This is a genomic window from Pseudomonas sp. AC136 (assembly GCF_979258585.1).
Window position 1 is genome coordinate 32,069 of record NZ_OZ409865.1, and the last position, 16,625, is coordinate 48,693.

The following is a 16,625-nucleotide window of genomic DNA, read 5'->3' on the forward strand; positions in this document are numbered from 1 at the left end:
CTCTCCCACAGACACCTCGGTGCCTGTGGGAGCGGCTTCAGCCGCGAGCTTTTGATCCTGCTTTTAATGGTTAATGTGCAAGCCACACTCGCGATTATCTTCGCCCTTGGTTGGGTCGAAGTAGTCGAAGTTATTCGGCAAATTATGCCGAGTCAGGTACTGATAAAGATCCTTCGACGACCAATGCAGCAGCGGCGCAACCTTGATCAAGCCATCCGGGTTGATGCTGATCGGCTCCATCTGTGCGCGCACGGCGGTGTCGGTGGCGCGCAGGGCGGTGAACCACACTTGCGGGGCGGTTTCACGCAGGGCGCGGGTGAAGGGTTCCAGTTTCACTTCTTCGGTAAAGGCTTCGTGACGCGGATCGTCCAACGCTGGCACCGGGCCTTCCAGCGCTTCGCGGTGGGCGCGGCTGCGTTTGGGCAGGTAGGTGATCAGGTTCAGGTTCAGCGCGCGGGTCACTTCATCGGCGAATTTGTAGGTGGCTTCGGTGTTGTAACCGTTGTCCATCCAGATGATCGGAATGTCCGGTTTCACCTGGCTGACCATGTGCAGAATCACCGCTTCGAAGGGGCGGAAGTTGGTGGTGCAAATGGCCGTCTTGCCCAGGCCGAGCGCCCACTCCACCAGCTTTTCCGGCTGGTTGGCGAATTCGGCGTTCAGCTTGTCCAGATCAAGATCCATGAGGGGCTCCAGGTTCATTTCGGCGGGGAGGGCGATGGTAGCAAAAACCGCCGCGAGCCTGCAGCGCGCCGTGCTGATAGGCACTATCAGCGCTGTCGAACATCGCCCGGAGCCGCGTTGCGTGGCCGCAGGAGAGCGGCTAGAGTGCCGCCTTCTTTCTGAATCCTGTTTAGGAGTGCCCTGTGGAAATCGCCTGTCTCGACCTGGAAGGTGTGTTGGTTCCGGAAATCTGGATCGCCTTCGCGGAAAAAACCGGTATCGACGCGCTCAAAGCCACCACCCGGGACATTCCGGACTACGACGTGCTGATGAAGCAGCGCCTGCGCATTCTCGATGAGCACGGCCTGAAGCTCGCCGACATCCAGGAAGTGATCGCCACCCTCAAGCCGCTGGAAGGCGCCGTGGAATTCGTTGACTGGCTGCGTGAGCGTTTCCAGGTGGTGATTCTCTCGGACACCTTCTACGAATTCTCCCAGCCGCTGATGCGCCAACTGGGTTTCCCGACCCTGCTGTGCCACAAGCTGATCACCGACGAAACCGACCGCGTGGTGAGCTACCAACTGCGCCAGAAAGACCCCAAGCGTCAGTCAGTGCTGGCATTTAAAAGCCTGTACTACCGCGTGATCGCCGCTGGCGACTCGTACAACGACACCACCATGCTCAGCGAAGCCAACGCCGGCATCCTGTTCCATGCCCCGGAAAACGTGATCCGCGAATTCCCGCAGTTCCCGGCGGTGCATACGTTTGAAGACTTGAAGAAAGAGTTCATCAAAGCGTCGAACCGCGAGCTGAGTTTGTAAGACCAGCACCTGTTGGAGAGGCCGATTAACCTCGATGCTGCTAGCTGAAAAGCATCGAGGCTGAAGCCTCTCCCACAGAGTTGTTTGTTGGCTACAACCCTTCCAACGTCTGCAACAACACCCGCACTTTGGTGATCGATTCGTTGTATTCCGAGCGCCACTGCGAGTCGGAAACGATGCCGCCGCCGCCCCAGCAATTCACTTTCCCGTCTTTGATCAGCAGGCTGCGGATCGCAATCGAGCTGTCCATTTCGCCGCGCACGTCCACAAACAATAACGAACCGCAGTAGATCGCCCGCTGGGTCGGCTCCAGCTCGTCGATGATTTGCATGGCGCGAATTTTCGGTGCGCCGGTGATCGAGCCGCCAGGAAAGCTATTAGCGAGTACGTGCAGTGCATCGTTGCCCGGCGCCAAAGTGCCGGTTACGCAGCTCACCAGGTGATGCACGTTAGGGTAGCTTTCCAGCGCGAACAGCTGCGGCACGCGCACCGAGCCGGTGGCGCAGCTGCGGCCGAGGTCGTTGCGCAGCAGGTCGACGATCATCAGGTTTTCGGCGCGGTCTTTGGGGCTGGCCAGCAGGTCGTCGGCGAAGGCTTGGTCTTCGGCGGTCGTCTGGCCCCGAGGCCGGGTGCCTTTGATGGGGCGGGTTTCGACTTGGCCGTTGTGTACTTGCACGAATCGCTCGGGCGAAAAACTCACAATCGCCTCGTTTTCGCCCAGCGCCACGTAGCCGGAAAACGGGGTAGGGCATGCCTGGCGTAGTGCTTGATAGGCACTCCACGGGTCGCCTTGGCACGGCGCGCGAAAGCGTTGGGCGAAGTTCACCTGGTAGCAATCGCCGGCGTGGATATACGCCTGAATGCGCTCGAACGCTTGGTGGTAATCGGCTTCGCTAAGGTCGGCGCTGAAGTCATCGCTCAGGCTGAACGGTGCGCTGTTGGCCGGCGCGTCACCGCCAAACAAGGCGATCAAACGCTGGCGCTCAGCCTCGGCCAGCGCCGGGTGAAACAGCAACTGGCTGCTGCCCCTGTGGTGATCGCTAATCAGTGCCCAGCCGTACAAACCCAACTGCGCATCGGGCAGGTGCAGGTCATCGCGTGCATTCGCCGGCAATGCCTCCAAGCGGCGACCGAAGTCGTAACTCAAGTAACCCATCAAGCCGCCCGCGAACGGCAGTTCATAACCGCCTGGAACCTCGGCCGGGCCCAGTTGAGCCAGGGCCGCGCGCAGGCGCTGGATAAAGTCGTTGGCCGATTCGTCAGGCGCCGGTGCCAGCGCTGCCAATGGCCAGGCGCTCATAAGGTCATAGCGTGCACGCTGGGAAGTCGGCCGACCGCCGTCGAACAGCAGCGCACCAGGCGCCTGGCGGATGTAGGAAAAGTACTCGGCTGGGTCCGCCCGATAGGGCAGCGGATGCAACGAACAGGTAGGCATGGGCACAGTCAGTCGGGCGCGGGCGCCGATTGTAGAGGGCCGCCAGCATTGATCCTAGAGCGAGTGAGTGGGTTTACTCGGAGATAGCGAGCTGATTAGTATGGACAGATCCCAAGGGTACGAAATTTCCTATCAGAATAATAATTTTCAAGGGATCCAGGTCATGGATGAAGTGCACAATCCAGCCGCCGGTAGCCTCCTTCGTTCGAAGTTGCGACCTCCTCATGTTCCCGCTGATTATTTGCCGCGCCCGCACCTCAAAGCCGCGCTGGCAGCCAATCCGCATGCTCGGCTAATTCTCCTCTCGGCCCCGGCCGGCTTCGGCAAAACCAGCGCACTGTCTGCGTTGGCGCAGAGTTACGCCAATGCTGGCAGCGCCGTGGCATGGTTTTCCCTGGGCGCCGAAGACGACGACCCCTCACGCTTCTTCCAGCAACTGATCGACGCCCTGCGCGCCGCGATTCCGGGGTTGGGTGAAGACGCCCTCGCGTACCTGCAAAACACCATGCGTGTGCCTGCCGCCGCCCTGATGGAAAGCCTGTTGGCCGACCTCGCGCAGCGCGAGCAGCCGCTGTTGCTGGTGCTAGACGACCTGCATCTAGTGCAGGACGCCGAGCTGTTAAGCAGCCTTAATCGCCTGATCAAACTGGCCCCGGCGGGCTTTGTGCTGGCGGTCGGCAGCCGTTCCACGCCATCGCTGAACCTGGCCACCTGGCGCGCCAAGGAAGTGCTGCTGGAAATCGGCGCGCCGGAGCTGCGCATGAGCAAGGCCGAAACCCGCGAGTACCTCGACCGTGGCGGCCTACATCTGGATGAAGTGGCCCTCGACGCCCTGCATTCGCGCACCGAAGGCTGGGTGGTCGGCGTGCACCTGGCCAGCCTGTGGCTGCGCCATCAGCCACAAGCCTCCGAGCAGATGGTGGACTTGGGCGGCGACCAGGTTGCTGTCGGCGACTACCTGCTGCGCAGCGTGTTCGAGCAGTTGTCTGCCGAGATGCAAGACGTGCTGTTGGCCCTGGGCGTGGCCACGCAACTGAGCGGCGACCTGGCCAACGCCCTGACCGGGCGCCAGGACGGCCAGAAGCTGCTGGAAAAACTCGAAGCCATGCAGCTGTTCTTGCTGCCCCTGGACCGCGAACGGCAGTGGTACCGCTTCCATAACCTGTTCGCCGACTTCTTGCGCTCACGCCTGAAAGAGCGCGACCCCGACCGCCTCAGCCAACTGCATTTCAACGCCAGTCTGTGGTTCACCAACCACCACATGCAAAACCTCGCCATCGAGCACGCCTGCCTGGCCGACGACCCGCAAATGCTCGCGGCGTTGGTGGATGGCTGTGGCCTGGAACTGATCAACCGTGGGCAGCTCAACCTGATCTACCGCTGGCGCCAGCGCGTGCCGGATGAAATTGCCGAGCGTTTCCCCGTGCTGGTGCTGGCCGATGTCTGGAGCCGTGCCGCCGAGCTGTCGTTGCCCGAAGCCAACGGCATGCTCGACGAGCTGCTGGCGCGTTGGGGCAAGCACAAATCCGAAGGGCCGCTGAGCGACAAGGTGCTGGCGATTCTGGCGATCAAAGCCGTGCTGGCCCTGCAAAAAGACGACCTCGATACCTGCGTCGCCCTGGCCCGCAAAGTGGAAGCGCAGCTCGGCCAACACACCGCGTTCCTTGAAGTGGCGCTGCTGATTATCGGCGCCCTGGCCCTGGTGATGCTGGCGCAGCCCGAGCAGGCGCGACGGTTGCTGGCCTTGGCCCAGCAACGCAAACACTTCCTCGAAGGCCGTTACCTCGACATGCAACTGGCCAACGTGGAAATTCTGCTGTGCCTGGAGCAAGGCCAGGTCAAGCAGGCGCAGCTGTTGTTCGATCAACTGCGCGCGCGGCTGATCCCCTGGTTTGGCGAGAAGTCCCGGGCGCTGGCGCTGCCCACCATCACCGAATCGCTGGTTGCCTATCAGCAGGGGCGCTTCCAGGCGCTGGAGGAAAACCTCGGCTGGGCGCTGGGCAAGCTCGACGTGATCAACCCCATCGACCTCTACGCCCAAGGCATGCTCAGCCTGGCGCGCACCCAACGCATTCTGGAAAAACCCAAAGACGCACAGAACACCCTGGTGCTGATGCAAAACCTGGCGGCGCGCAACCAGTCCTGGCGCTTCTACGCCCAGGCGGCCGGCGAAGAAATTGCCCTGATTTTGCAAGAGCAGGCCACCGACCGCATCAAGCGCGCCGAGGCGCGTTTTCAAGGCGTCGACTGGCCCAAACTCGCCGCGCCCTATAAAGCCATGAGCTTCAACCCGGTGTTGTGGGTGCAGGGCCTGACCCGCATTCGCCTGCAACAGGCACGCGCCCATTACAGCGAGGCGCTGCATGAAATCACCCAGCTGCGCGGCCAACTGCAAAACGGCTGGCACGGCCTGCAACGCCTGCGTCTGGACCTGCTCTCAGCCCTCAGTTATCAGCGCCTCGGCTATCAGGAGCGGGCGCAATCGCTGCTGGTGCAGTGCCTGATCAGCGCCGAGCGTGAAGGGGTGCGCAGTTTGTTTATCGAGGAAGGCGAGGGCATTCGCCTGCTGCTGCAAAACCTAGAAGCGGCGGAGCGCCAGCCGGCGCTACAAGGCTTTATTCGCGGGCTGCTGGCCGTGTGGCCGGGGCAGGACGCGCGCAAGTCGCTGGAAGTGCTGGAAGAAGGCCTCACCGAGCGCGAGCGCGACGTGGTGTTGCTGGCAGCCAAGGGCATGTCCAACGAAGAAATCGGCCAGCAACTGGCCTTGGCGCTGGGCACGGTGAAATGGCACCTGCACAACATTTACGAGAAGCTCAAGGTGCGCAATCGGACGCAAGCCATCCGCCGCGCCCGTGAATTGGGGCTGCTGCAATGAACACTTCTGTCACCGGTTCACTCGCTCATTTGCCCACCTTGCCGCTGCTGCGCACCAAGCTGTTTCCTGCCGATGCAGGCGGGCGCCCGCAGTTGCTGCGCCAGGCGCTTATCGAACGCTTGTACGCCTCGCGCTCGCAGCGCCTGGTCATCCTCAGCGCACCGGCCGGCTTTGGTAAAAGCACGGTGCTGGCCCAGTATCGGCAGCGTTTGCTCAGTACCAATGCCCGCGTGGCGTGGTTGTCTTGCGACGAAGCCGACAGCGAGCCGCAGCGCCTGCTGCAATACCTGGTGGCGGCGATTAACGCGGTGGCACCGGGCTTTGGCACGAACACGGCGAGCCTGTTGCAAGGCGATGTGAGCTGGCCGCAAGAAGCGCTGATCGATGCGTTTCTCGTCGACCTCAAGCGCCTGGACGGCGACGTGTACATCATGCTCGACGACTTCCACCACATTCGCCACGCGGCCATGGGTCCGGCGGTGCGCTACCTGATCGAGCATTTGCCGACCACCGTGCACCTGCTCGCCAGCACCCGTTATCAGGCGCAATTGCTGGTGGAAGAACCGTCCCTGAAACCCTGGACGCTGTGGCTTAAAGCCGAAGATCTGCGCCTGAGCTTTGAGGAAACCGCGGCTTATTTCCGCGAAGTGAAACAGCTGGTGCTCAGTCGCGACGAGCTCACGCTGTTGCAGAACCGCACCGAGGGCTGGATTACCGCGCTGCACTTGGCGGCGCTGGCCCTGGCGCGCCACCCCGACCGCGCGGCGTTTCTCGCCGGGCTTTCCGGTACCGAGCGCAACATCGCTGACTACCTGGCTGAAGATGTGGTTGCCAGCCTGCCGGACAGCTTGCAGCTGTTTCTGGACCACACCTCGGTGCTCGATGAATTCAACGCCGAGCTGTGCAATGCCTTGACCGGGCGCCGCGACGGCGTCGAGATGCTGGCGCGCCTGCAAACCGAGCAACTGTTCATCATTCCGCTGGACGAGCACGGCGAGTGGTTCCGTTATCACCACCTGTTCGCTGAATTCCTCCAAGGCCGCCTGGCCAAACACGGCGACCCGACCACGTTGCTGCATTCCGCCGCGCGCTGGTGCGAAAGCCACGACTTGCCCGACCGCTCGATCAAATATGCCCTGCGCGCTCGCGACTATGCGTTCGCCGCCGAACTGCTGGAACGCCAGGGCGCCAAGCTGATCGCCAGCAACCGCGTGTACGGCATTCTGGCAATTCTCAAAAGCGTGCCCACGGATGTGATTCGTGAGCACCCGGTGTTCCAGATTTTCTACGCCTGGCAGTTGGCCTTCGAGCAGAAGTTCGCCGACGCTGAAGCCTTGATCGAAGAGGTCAGCACGCGCCTGCTGCAAGGGCGCGGACAGACGCTGCACTTTGCGTTGGTCGAGTTGCTTGCCGCCGCGCAAGTGCTCAAGGCGTTGGTGCTGCTGTACCAAGACAAACTCGAAGCCTGCCTGAAAGTGGCGCGCCATTGGCTCGGCATGGCGCCGGACAACCAGCCGGTGTTTCGCGTCAGCCTGTCGTGCGTGCAGGCGGCGGCGTACGCCTTGCTCGGCGACTTCGGCGAGGCGGCGAAATCCATCGCCCTGGCGCGGGAAAATCTGCGCCAGACCGAAAGCGAATACCTGCACGCGATGACCAGCCTGATCGAATCGCTGATCTGCAAGGAAAGCGGTGAGCTGGAGCGCGGCCGTGAGCTGGCCGAGGCAGCGCGCAGCCGGGTTGAGCGTGTGTTCGGCCGTCGCAGCCGAGTGGGTGGGCCGCTGGCGTTGGCTTATGCCGACTTGCTGTATGAGCAGGATCGCCACGCGGCGATTTTGGCCGAGCTGCCACTGGCGACAACGTGGCGCGATGTGGCCACGCCCACCGAATTGATCAGTCGGGGCAAGTTGGTGATGGCCCGCGCGCGATTCTTTGCGGGCGAGCCGGAGCAGGGTTTGGCTCAGCTGGACGAATGGCTGGGGGAACTGCACGGCGCCGGTTACGAGCGCGTGTTTGCCCTGGGCATGAGCTGCAAAGTGCAGTTTCTGTTGTGGTTACAGCGGCCCAACGAAGCCGAACGTATTTGCCTGCAAATGCAGCAGCACCTGGCCGTATTGCCGCCCGGGCGCTACCTGGACGCGGAAACCGCGTTGGCGTTGTCGGAAGGGCGCCTGGCCTTGTGCGAGCGGCGTGCCGACAAAGCCCAGGCCAGCCTGGAAGCGTGCCTGGCGAAACAGACCGCCGAGCACCAGCGCGACCGTCGCCTGCGTTTGTCGCTGTTACTTTCTGTGGCGTATTGGCGCAAAGGTAACAGCGAAAAAGCCTTTGCCTTGTTTCAGCCAACCCTCGAAGACGCCTGGAACAGCGGTTACCGCCGCCTGTTTCAAGACGACGCTTTGTGGCTGCTACCGCTCTGGGACGCGTGGCGCGCGGCTGAACCGAAGCGCGCCGCGCCCTGGCAAGGGCTGGCCGAAACCTTGCGCGAGCAATGCCGTCGGCTGTCGGTAGACCCGGAAAGTTTCAATGAAAATCAGGACGTTAGTCACCGCGAGCGGGAGATTCTGCGCTTCGTGGCGGCGGGGCTTTCCAACCGCGATATTGCCCAGGCGGTGCACCTCTCCGAAGCCACGATCAAGTGGCATCTGCATAACCTCTTTAACAAGCTTGGTGTACGCAGCCGGACCCAAGCCGTGCTCAAAGGCAAAAGCATGGGCCTACTGAGTGAGGCCTAAGCCAGAGCGGTGCGGGGCAATGTGCTACCGCTTTCTGGCGCATGGCCATCGTCCATCCCTTGGATGGGCTGGCAGCCGGGTCTGCACTCAGTAGCTTTGTCACAGGGCGCGAAGCATCACGCTTCATGAATCCAGGTCTGTCGTTACCAGGAAGGGCGCGACAGGCATGGGGATCGACGCGAGTTGATCCAGTTGTCGGTTACAGGAGTGGCCGGCAACACCCGGGGATACCCACCTGTGATCTTGGAGATAAAAACAATGAAAAGTTTCAAACAGCTCGCTCTTGCTGCAGCAGTACTGGCTGCACCTTTCATGGCTCAAGCCGATCTGCGCGCAATGGATGATTCCGCGCTGTCGAGCGTAACCGGCCAGGACGGGATCAGCATCTCCGGTAACTTCGGCGGTAGCGTTGGTAACGTGAAGTACACCGACAACGACACCGGCGGCGGTAGCTTGAACATCACCAACGTAGGCTTCACCGGCTTCACCATCTCCGACGCCAACCCGCTGAAAATCGACGTAGTAACCACCTCTATCGGTGGCACCGACACTCAGCAACTGGCCATCAGCCTGCCAAACATGACCGGTACCGTGTCGGTCGGCGGTATCTACGTGGGCGGTACTTACGCCAACGGCGCAACCACCGGCGCGGCCAGCATCGGCTCGCTGGCGATCTCCGATATCAACATGGCGGGCACCACCGTCAAGGTATGGGGACACTGAGTTAGCAACACCCCTTGCTAACCCGAAGCCTTATCGGTACGCGCCGGTAAGGCTTTTTCCAATACTCAGATTTAAAACGCGTCGAGCGACGGTCAGGCTTTTTAACGAGGCATGCCCTAAGCGCAGACAGTTTTTGGACCTGTAATGATCGAAATTCTGATTGGCAGCTTGCTTGGCGTACTGGGTTTCACCGAAGCGGTGGACACCAAACCGCCGGCCCAAGGCACGGTCAACCTGACCCAACAACTAACGCCCGGCATGCCCATGCGTGAGTCGGTGACGCTGGAGCCCATGAGCCAACTGCAATTTCGCAACGTCATCCGTCAGGCCTACGACTACAGCTGCGGTTCGGCGGCGCTGACCTCCATGCTCGACTATTTCCTGGGCCGCGACTTACAGGAACGGCAAGTCATGGAAGGGCTGTTGCGCTACGGCGAGGCCGACAAGATTGTTGAGCGGCGGGGCTTTTCCCTGCTGGATATGAAGCGTTTCGTGGCCGCGCTTGGCTACAAAAGCGGCGGTTTCCGGGCGGCGTTTTCCGACCTGGACGAGCTTGAGCACCCGGCCTTGGTGCCCATCGAATACGCCGGCTTCAAGCATTTTGTGGTGGTTCGCGATGTGTACAACGAGCACGTGTTCGTCGCCGATCCGGCGCTGGGCAACATCAGTTTTACCCGCGCGCGCTTTGAAGAAATCTGGGACCAGAACGTGTTGTTCGTGATTTATCCCAGTGGCCAGGAACCGAAAAACGCCATGGCCTTGACCGAGAAAGACCTGCGTCTGGTGGACGACCGCACCGTAAGCCTGCTGGCGTTTCGCGAGTTTCCCCAGATAACCAAATTCACCACGAACCAGGCCGACGAGCTGGGTTCGGGCGGCGACATTCGCCATATCCGCCGCAAATAGCAGCACCTGAAAAACATACAGACCAACACGTACGGCAAGACCTGCCCGGCATAACAAAAAAATAACTGGGGATTGGCGTCATGGGGATTAAGGGAGTGGCCTGCGTGGCCATGCTGACGCTAACGCTGAGCGCGCCTGCCTGGAGCGATGAGCCATCGGTAGACGAAGCCCGCGAAGCCTTGAGCAAAAAAGAAGACGATGCCGACAGCTCCAAGGCGTTGGCCGAGGTGTTTCAGGCCGCCGAGAAAAGCTACACCTTGCTCAAACAAGGCGAGCGCACGTTGACCTACGGCTTCGATTATTCGCTGCTGCGCGATACTCAGATCACCACGTACCGCACCGGCAACAACGTCTACAGCGTGATCGGCGAAAGCGAAGCGCAGCACACCTTCACCAACTCGTTCACCTTTGACTACGGCGTGTGGGACAACCTCACCTTCAGCATGCGTATTCCGCTGATCGCCAAGTACGACACTGAGCGCGACCTCAACGTCTACAGCCTCGGCGACCTGTCGGCCAGCCTGCGCTGGCAGCCGTGGGCCTCGCACCGTGGCAAGCCGGTGACGACCTTGTACGGCACCATCGGCTTGCCGACCGGCACCAGCCCGTACGAGATCAACCCCGAGCATGACCTGTCCACCGGCAACGGCTTTTACAGCATCGGCGGCGGGGTGAACGTGTCGTACGTGATCGACCCGGTCGTGCTGTTCGGCTCGGTCGGTTACACCTACAACGTGCCGGCCAATGTCGACCAGGAGCGCGGCGGGCGGCACCTGGAGAAAGTCGATCCGGGGTCGAGCATGTCCATGAGCATGGGCTTTGCCTACGCGCTGTCGTACGACGTGTCGTTGTCCACCTCGTACCAAATGGCGCAGACCTTCAAACCGACCTACACCTTTTCCGACACCACGCTGGAGGGCAAAGAGCAAACCAGCGCCTTGATGAACTTCTCGCTGGGCCTGCGCACCTCGCCCAATTACATCGTCAACATCAATGCCGGGTTCGGCATGACGGAAGACTCTCCCGACGTACTGCTGGGGGTGTCGATGCCACTGGATATTCAGGGTTTAAAGGCCCAATAAGCCAGGAGCGACCACCGTCATGACGATCAGAACGTCGCCGCAGGTGTGGGCGATTTCCGGGCTCTGCTGGCTTGCTGCCGGGACTTACACCGGCTTGGTACAGGCGCAACTGGCCAACGATTTGACCATCGGCAACCCCAAGGCCATGGCCATGGGCAACGCCGTGACCGCCGATTCCACCGGCATCGACGCCGTGCATTACAACCCGGCGGCGCTGACCAAACTCAAAGGCCGGCAGAGCACCATCAAGCTGCTCAGCGGCGTGATGGACATTCGCGCCAAATTCAAAGCGCCGCCCGACTACGGCAGTAACACGCTGGGCTTCGACGACGACCCGATAAAGAACTCCAGCAGCCGCACGCTAACGCCAGTGATGTACTTGCCGGGCATGGGCGGCATGACCGAGCTGCCGGTGCTGATGGCGCCGCTGGCCGGCGTTTCGATCAACCCGCCCGGTTCCAAATTCACCTTTGCCACCAACATCTACGCGCCGATGGCGCTGGGCTATTCGCGCGACTCCGGCGACGACGCCGGGCGTTACCAAGGCAAGGAAGTGGCGTTGCAGCGCATCACGTATTTTTCGCCGTCTGTGGGCTATCAGGCCAACGACACGCTGGCGCTGGGGTTGTCGGTGGGTTTTTCGCACCAGGCGATGGCGCTGAACCAGGATTTTCGTAACCCAGGCATGCTCACTGGCGTGGTGCGGATGCTCAACCAAGCCATCTGCCAGCCTGGAATCGACGACATCCTCAGCCCATTGATCAACCTGTGCGGCGGCAAAATCGGCCCCTATAGCACCTTGGCCAACATGGACCTGGACCTGCAACAGAGCCTGTCGCCGACCTACAACCTTGGCGTGTTGTGGGAACCGACCGACTGGTTCGCCTGGGGCGCGACGTACCAAAGCGAGGCGCGTATGCACCTTCAAGGCAAGTACCGCATGGAATACAGCAAAGACTGGCAAGGCTTTTGGTCCGGCCTGCAAGGCTCGGTGTTCGGCCAGGTGCTCAGCCCGCTATTCCCTTACGGCAATGCCAGCGAAGAAAGCGGCAACGCCTCGCTGAACATGGTGCTGCCCGACAACTTCAGCACCGGCATCAAGCTGCGGCCCTTCGACAAATGGCAGTTCAACTTCGACGCCAAGTGGAGCGACTACAGCGACTGGAACAAATTTGAAATCGAGTTCGACCGCGAGCTGGACCTGCTGCGCATCGCCAAGATTTTCGGCGGCGGTAACGCCACCGACCACTCGATCATTCTCGACCGTGGCTACCAAGACACTTGGAGCTTCGCCATCGGTGCCCAGTACGACATCAGCGACCGCCTGGCCCTGCGCGCCGGCTACGAATACCGGCCCTCGGCGATTCCCAAAGACAAAGCCGACGTGCTGGTGCCCATCGGCGACGCCAACCTCTACGGCCTGGGCTTCGGCTACCGCTGGGACAAAGACACCACCATCGATTTCGGCTTCAACTACTTCGTGTCCAAACAAAGCATTCCGGCGGGCACCAGTTGCAACGTCAACTGCACCGGCATCGACAACCTGGTCTACAACCCCTACGCCGACCTGGACATCGACACCACCGTGAAGGCGTACATCATGGCCCTGACCTACACCACCACCTTTTGAGGTCTGCTTATGCCGCGCATCGTTCTGCTCGCCGCACTGCTGCTGGCCGCCACCGCCGAGGCCGCGCCTGGCCGCTACCTAACCTGGGTGGATGACCAGGGGCGCGTGCACAACACCTTCGTCGACAGCCACTACAGCGAACAGCAACGCCAAGCCGCCAAGCGCATCACCCAAAGCGACCAGGAACGCATGAACCAGAACGCCAGCACTGCAGGCACAACCTGGCCTGGCGCGAAAACCAGCAACGAGAGCAAACGCCGCTACTTCACCTGGGTCGACGCCAGCGGCAACTTGCAGAACAGCTTCTACGCCGGCGCCCAGGTAGAGGGCGCCAAGAGCGACAGCCTGTTAGCCAACGGCGAGCGAAGCAGCGACTACATCGACGCCGACGTACTGGAAGGGCGCAACTTTGCTCGCCCCGAAAACGGCACGCCTTACTACACCTGGGTTGACGAGCAGGGGCGCATGCGCAACTCCGCCGTGCCGGGCAGCAACGCACCGCAGCGCGTGGAGGCGCCCTCGAACGTGCGCTACAGCGATGGCCGGCAAATCGAATTCAACAACAAAGGCAGCGTGCTGCCCGGTCTCGACGGCCAGCCCACCGCCGCCATGCAAGCGCTGCTGGCCGGCAGCGGCGCGGGCGACAGCGACGGGCTGTACCAAAACCTCGTACAGCAATGCTGCGGTCAACTGGCCGAAGGCGACTTCACCGAACTGTCGAGCGACGAACCGCGCTACGAAGAGCTCAACCGTTTCTCCCCCAGCTTCAACTTCCCCATGGGCCGCAGCTACTACGCCGCCCTGAAACTGCCCGCCGCCGGCCGCACCTATGGCCTGCGCGTGCGCAGTTTCGCCAACAAAAAAGTCGTCTACCCCTCGCTGCTCTTCCTCGACGAAGCCAAGCGCCCGACGCGCCTGGTGAGCGACGCCGTGTACCAACTGCACGGCGAAACCTGGTACCGCTACGCCTTCATCGAAGGCACCGTTCCGGTGAAAGCCGCGCAAGGCGAGCGCTACGTATTGCTGCTGACCACCGAAGAAGACAAACACCTACAAACCCTCGACAACAAACCCTTCAAACGACCGCTGCAAGACCTGGCACTGGACGAAGCCGGCATGCAAAGCCACGCGCACAGCGACGAGGGTGGGTTTGAATTGGCGATTGTTAAATAGCGGCGCGGGAGAGATTTTCGTTTGCAGGGATCGCGACTGAAACGGAACGCCGCCCGGTCGCTCCCACAGGACCAATGCAACCTGTGGGAGCGACTTTAGTCGCGAGATGTTGATCTGGCCTTTGATCTGGCCTTTGATCTGGCCTTTGATCTGGCCTTTGATCTGGCTCGTGATCTACCCGCCCCATTCATCGCAGGCCGAGTGGAGTCGACGCGCAGGGGGTTGAGCGGCCGGGAGCCGCGAAAGGAGCATCGGGCCATGGATGGCCCGTTGTGACGGCCCCCGGAGCGGCGGCGGAAGGAGGGGACCCGGAGCGCAGCGTAGGGCCAAGGTAGGGGCAAGCGCTTTGGTTACTTTCCCGCGACTGGGAAAGTGACTCGCGCGTAAGGCGCGAAACAAAACGTTCAGCGCACGCGGTAATGAATAACGAATATTGCCGTCCGGACCACATGCGCATGGCTCGAAATTCTGGATCCCCGCCTTCGCGGGGATGACGGAGGTTTGGGACCATTGCGTTGTGCTTCGCTGCGTTCTGCGCACGCGGTAACGAATACCGCCGCACTTCACACCGTGTACGGCTGAAAACTCTGGATCCCCGCCTGCGCGAGGATGACGGAGGTTTGGGCGACCATTGCGTTGTGCTTCGCTGCGTTCTGCGCACGCGGTAACGAATACCGCCGCACTTCACACCGTGTACGACTGAAAACTCTGGATCCCCGCATGCGCGGGGATGACGGAGGTTTGGGCACACATTACGTTGGGCTCCGGCTGCGGCTCGCCGTACGCGGAACGACCCAACCTACGGTGCACTCAAAACAGCCTGCCATCCTGTGGGAGCGACTTCAGTCGCGATGCTCTTGATCGACATAAAAAAGCCCCGCAATCGCGGGGCCAAGGTCTTGCTTAGCACACACAGAATTCAAACCTACGCGGCATGCGCCCCTTGCGGGCTGCGCGGATGCTGCGCCTGCAAATAGGCACTTAACCGACTTTGCTGCCCCGGCGTCATAAACAACCCCAACTTGCTGCGCCGCCACAGAATGTCTTGCGCCTCGCGCGCCCATTCCTCACGGCACAAATAATCCACCTCGCGGGCGTACAACCCGGCGCCCAGGTGTTCACCCAAATCCTCCAGCGAGCTGGCGCCATCGAGCAGGGCAAAACTGCGGTTGCCATAGGTGCTGGCCCAACGCCGCGCCACCTGAGTTGGCAACCAGCCGTACTGACTATTCAGCGCTTCGACCAACGCGCTACGGCTGCTCATTTGCTCACCACCGGGCAGCGGCGAGGCGGCGGTCCAGCTGGCGGTCATGTTGCTGAAGAAGGGCGCCAGTTGACTCATCGCCGACTCGGCCAATTTCCGGTAGGTGGTCAACTTGCCGCCAAACACCGACAACAACGGCGCGTCGCCCGGCTGCGCAGACAACGCCAGCGTGTAGTCGCGGGTGACGGCGGAAGGGTCGTCCGACTCGTCGTCACACAGCGGCCGCACGCCAGAGTAGGTGTGCAGGATGTCGGCCTGGCTGATGGACTTTTTGAAGTGGGCGTTGACCACATCGAGCAGGTACTGGGTTTCTTCCGGGCTGATGGCCACTTGCGACGGATCGCCTTGGTATTCGCGGTCGGTGGTGCCGATGAGGGTGAAGCGTTCGAGGTACGGAATGGCGAACACGATGCGCCGGTCTTCGTTTTGCAGGATGTACGCCTGCTCGCCGTCGTACAGGCGCGGCACGACGATATGGCTGCCTTGGATCAAGCGAATGCCGTAGGGCGATTTCTGCTGCAGGTCGTCTTTAATAAAGCGCGCCACCCAGGGGCCGGCGGCGTTGACCAAACCGCGTGCGCGAATGGAGAACAGGCTGCCGTCGGCACGTTCCAGATGGATATGCCACAAGCCTTTGCTGCGCCGAGCGCTGACGCAGCGGGTGCGGGTGTGAATGTGGGCGCCTTTTTCACGGGCGGCCATGGCGTTCAATACCACCAGACGCGCGTCGTCGACCCAGCAATCGGAGTATTCGAAACCGCGGGCAATTTCCGCTTTCAGCGGGCTGCCGGCACCGAAGCGCAGGCCACGCGAGCCCGGCAGTTTTTCCCGTTTGCCGAGGTGGTCGTACAAAAACAGGCCCATGCGAATCATCCACGCCGGGCGCAGGTGCGGGCGATGGGGCAATACAAAACGCATGGGCTTAACGATGTGCGGCGCCTTGGCCAGCAGCACTTCGCGTTCGGCGAGTGCCTCGCGTACCAGGCGGAATTCGTAATGTTCGAGGTAGCGCAGGCCACCGTGGATAAGCTTGCTACTGGCCGAGGAAGTGTGTTGCGCCAGGTCGTCCTTTTCGCAAAGGAACACCGATAAGCCTCGGCCCGCTGCGTCTGCCGCGATGCCCACACCGTTAATGCCGCCGCCGACTACTGCGAGGTCATAGATTTCGGCAACCGAGCTGGTGGGGTTCTGCTTCGCGTGCATGGCAAGCCTCTGAAGTCGAAAGTGAACGTAGGAATGTTCGTTTCCGAAAATGGTAGCGGAATGTTTTGCCACTGACCAGTCGGGCGTGCGATTGCACGCCGAATGGCGCCAGAGATTGCCG

Annotated in this window: 11 protein-coding genes; 8 read left to right on the plus strand and 3 right to left on the minus strand. The window is 61.5% G+C overall.

The annotated features are described in order from the left end of the window. Positions 1-63 precede the first annotated feature (63 nt). A complete protein-coding gene (locus ACZZZU_RS00175) occupies positions 64-684 on the minus strand; it encodes a phosphoadenosine phosphosulfate reductase domain-containing protein (protein ID WP_463549341.1) in 621 nt (206 codons plus the stop codon). A gap of 182 nt (positions 685-866) precedes the next feature. Between ACZZZU_RS00175 and thrH the strand changes: the two genes are divergently transcribed. After that, positions 867-1,484, plus strand: a complete 618-nt coding sequence (gene thrH, locus ACZZZU_RS00180) for a bifunctional phosphoserine phosphatase/homoserine phosphotransferase ThrH (protein WP_463549342.1) — start codon at positions 867-869, stop codon at positions 1,482-1,484. A gap of 91 nt (positions 1,485-1,575) precedes the next feature. Here thrH and pabB read toward each other — a convergent pair whose 3' ends face one another. Further along, entirely contained in the window at positions 1,576-2,919 is a 1,344-nt protein-coding gene (pabB, locus tag ACZZZU_RS00185) for an aminodeoxychorismate synthase component I (RefSeq protein ID WP_463549343.1), read from the minus strand. 163 nt (positions 2,920-3,082) lie between these two features. Between pabB and ACZZZU_RS00190 the strand changes: the two genes are divergently transcribed. The 7 genes from ACZZZU_RS00190 (at position 3,083) to ACZZZU_RS00220 (ending at position 14,037) form a co-directional block, all read left to right on the plus strand. After that, on the plus strand, positions 3,083-5,794 hold the full coding sequence (locus ACZZZU_RS00190) for a LuxR C-terminal-related transcriptional regulator (protein WP_463549344.1): 2,712 nt from the start codon (positions 3,083-3,085) through the stop codon (positions 5,792-5,794). Further along, positions 5,791-8,523 carry a helix-turn-helix transcriptional regulator gene (locus tag ACZZZU_RS00195; protein WP_463549345.1) on the plus strand — a complete coding sequence of 911 codons (2,733 nt, stop codon included), beginning with the start codon at positions 5,791-5,793 and terminating at the stop codon, positions 8,521-8,523. The genes ACZZZU_RS00190 and ACZZZU_RS00195 overlap by 4 nt, the downstream gene beginning before the upstream one ends. A gap of 258 nt (positions 8,524-8,781) precedes the next feature. Continuing rightward, the gene (locus tag ACZZZU_RS00200; protein ID WP_108095687.1) at positions 8,782-9,246 is read left to right on the plus strand and encodes a DUF6160 family protein; all 465 of its coding nucleotides are present in this window, start codon (positions 8,782-8,784) and stop codon (positions 9,244-9,246) included. Positions 9,247-9,390: 144 nt separating this feature from the next. Next, positions 9,391-10,152: a C39 family peptidase gene (locus ACZZZU_RS00205; RefSeq protein ID WP_463539270.1), complete on the plus strand. Its 762-nt coding sequence runs from the start codon at positions 9,391-9,393 to the stop codon at positions 10,150-10,152. A gap of 80 nt (positions 10,153-10,232) precedes the next feature. After that, complete coding sequence (locus tag ACZZZU_RS00210) at positions 10,233-11,234, plus strand: transporter (RefSeq protein ID WP_122495205.1); 1,002 nt, start codon at positions 10,233-10,235, stop codon at positions 11,232-11,234. Positions 11,235-11,253: 19 nt separating this feature from the next. Further along, positions 11,254-12,864, plus strand: a complete 1,611-nt coding sequence (locus ACZZZU_RS00215) for an outer membrane protein transport protein (protein WP_463549346.1) — start codon at positions 11,254-11,256, stop codon at positions 12,862-12,864. Positions 12,865-12,873: 9 nt separating this feature from the next. Continuing rightward, entirely contained in the window at positions 12,874-14,037 is a 1,164-nt protein-coding gene (locus ACZZZU_RS00220) for a MalM family protein (RefSeq protein WP_463549347.1), read from the plus strand. A gap of 925 nt (positions 14,038-14,962) precedes the next feature. Here ACZZZU_RS00220 and glpD read toward each other — a convergent pair. Continuing rightward, a complete protein-coding gene (gene glpD / locus ACZZZU_RS00225; RefSeq protein WP_463549348.1) occupies positions 14,963-16,504 on the minus strand; it encodes a glycerol-3-phosphate dehydrogenase in 1,542 nt (513 codons plus the stop codon). Positions 16,505-16,625 lie beyond the last annotated feature (121 nt).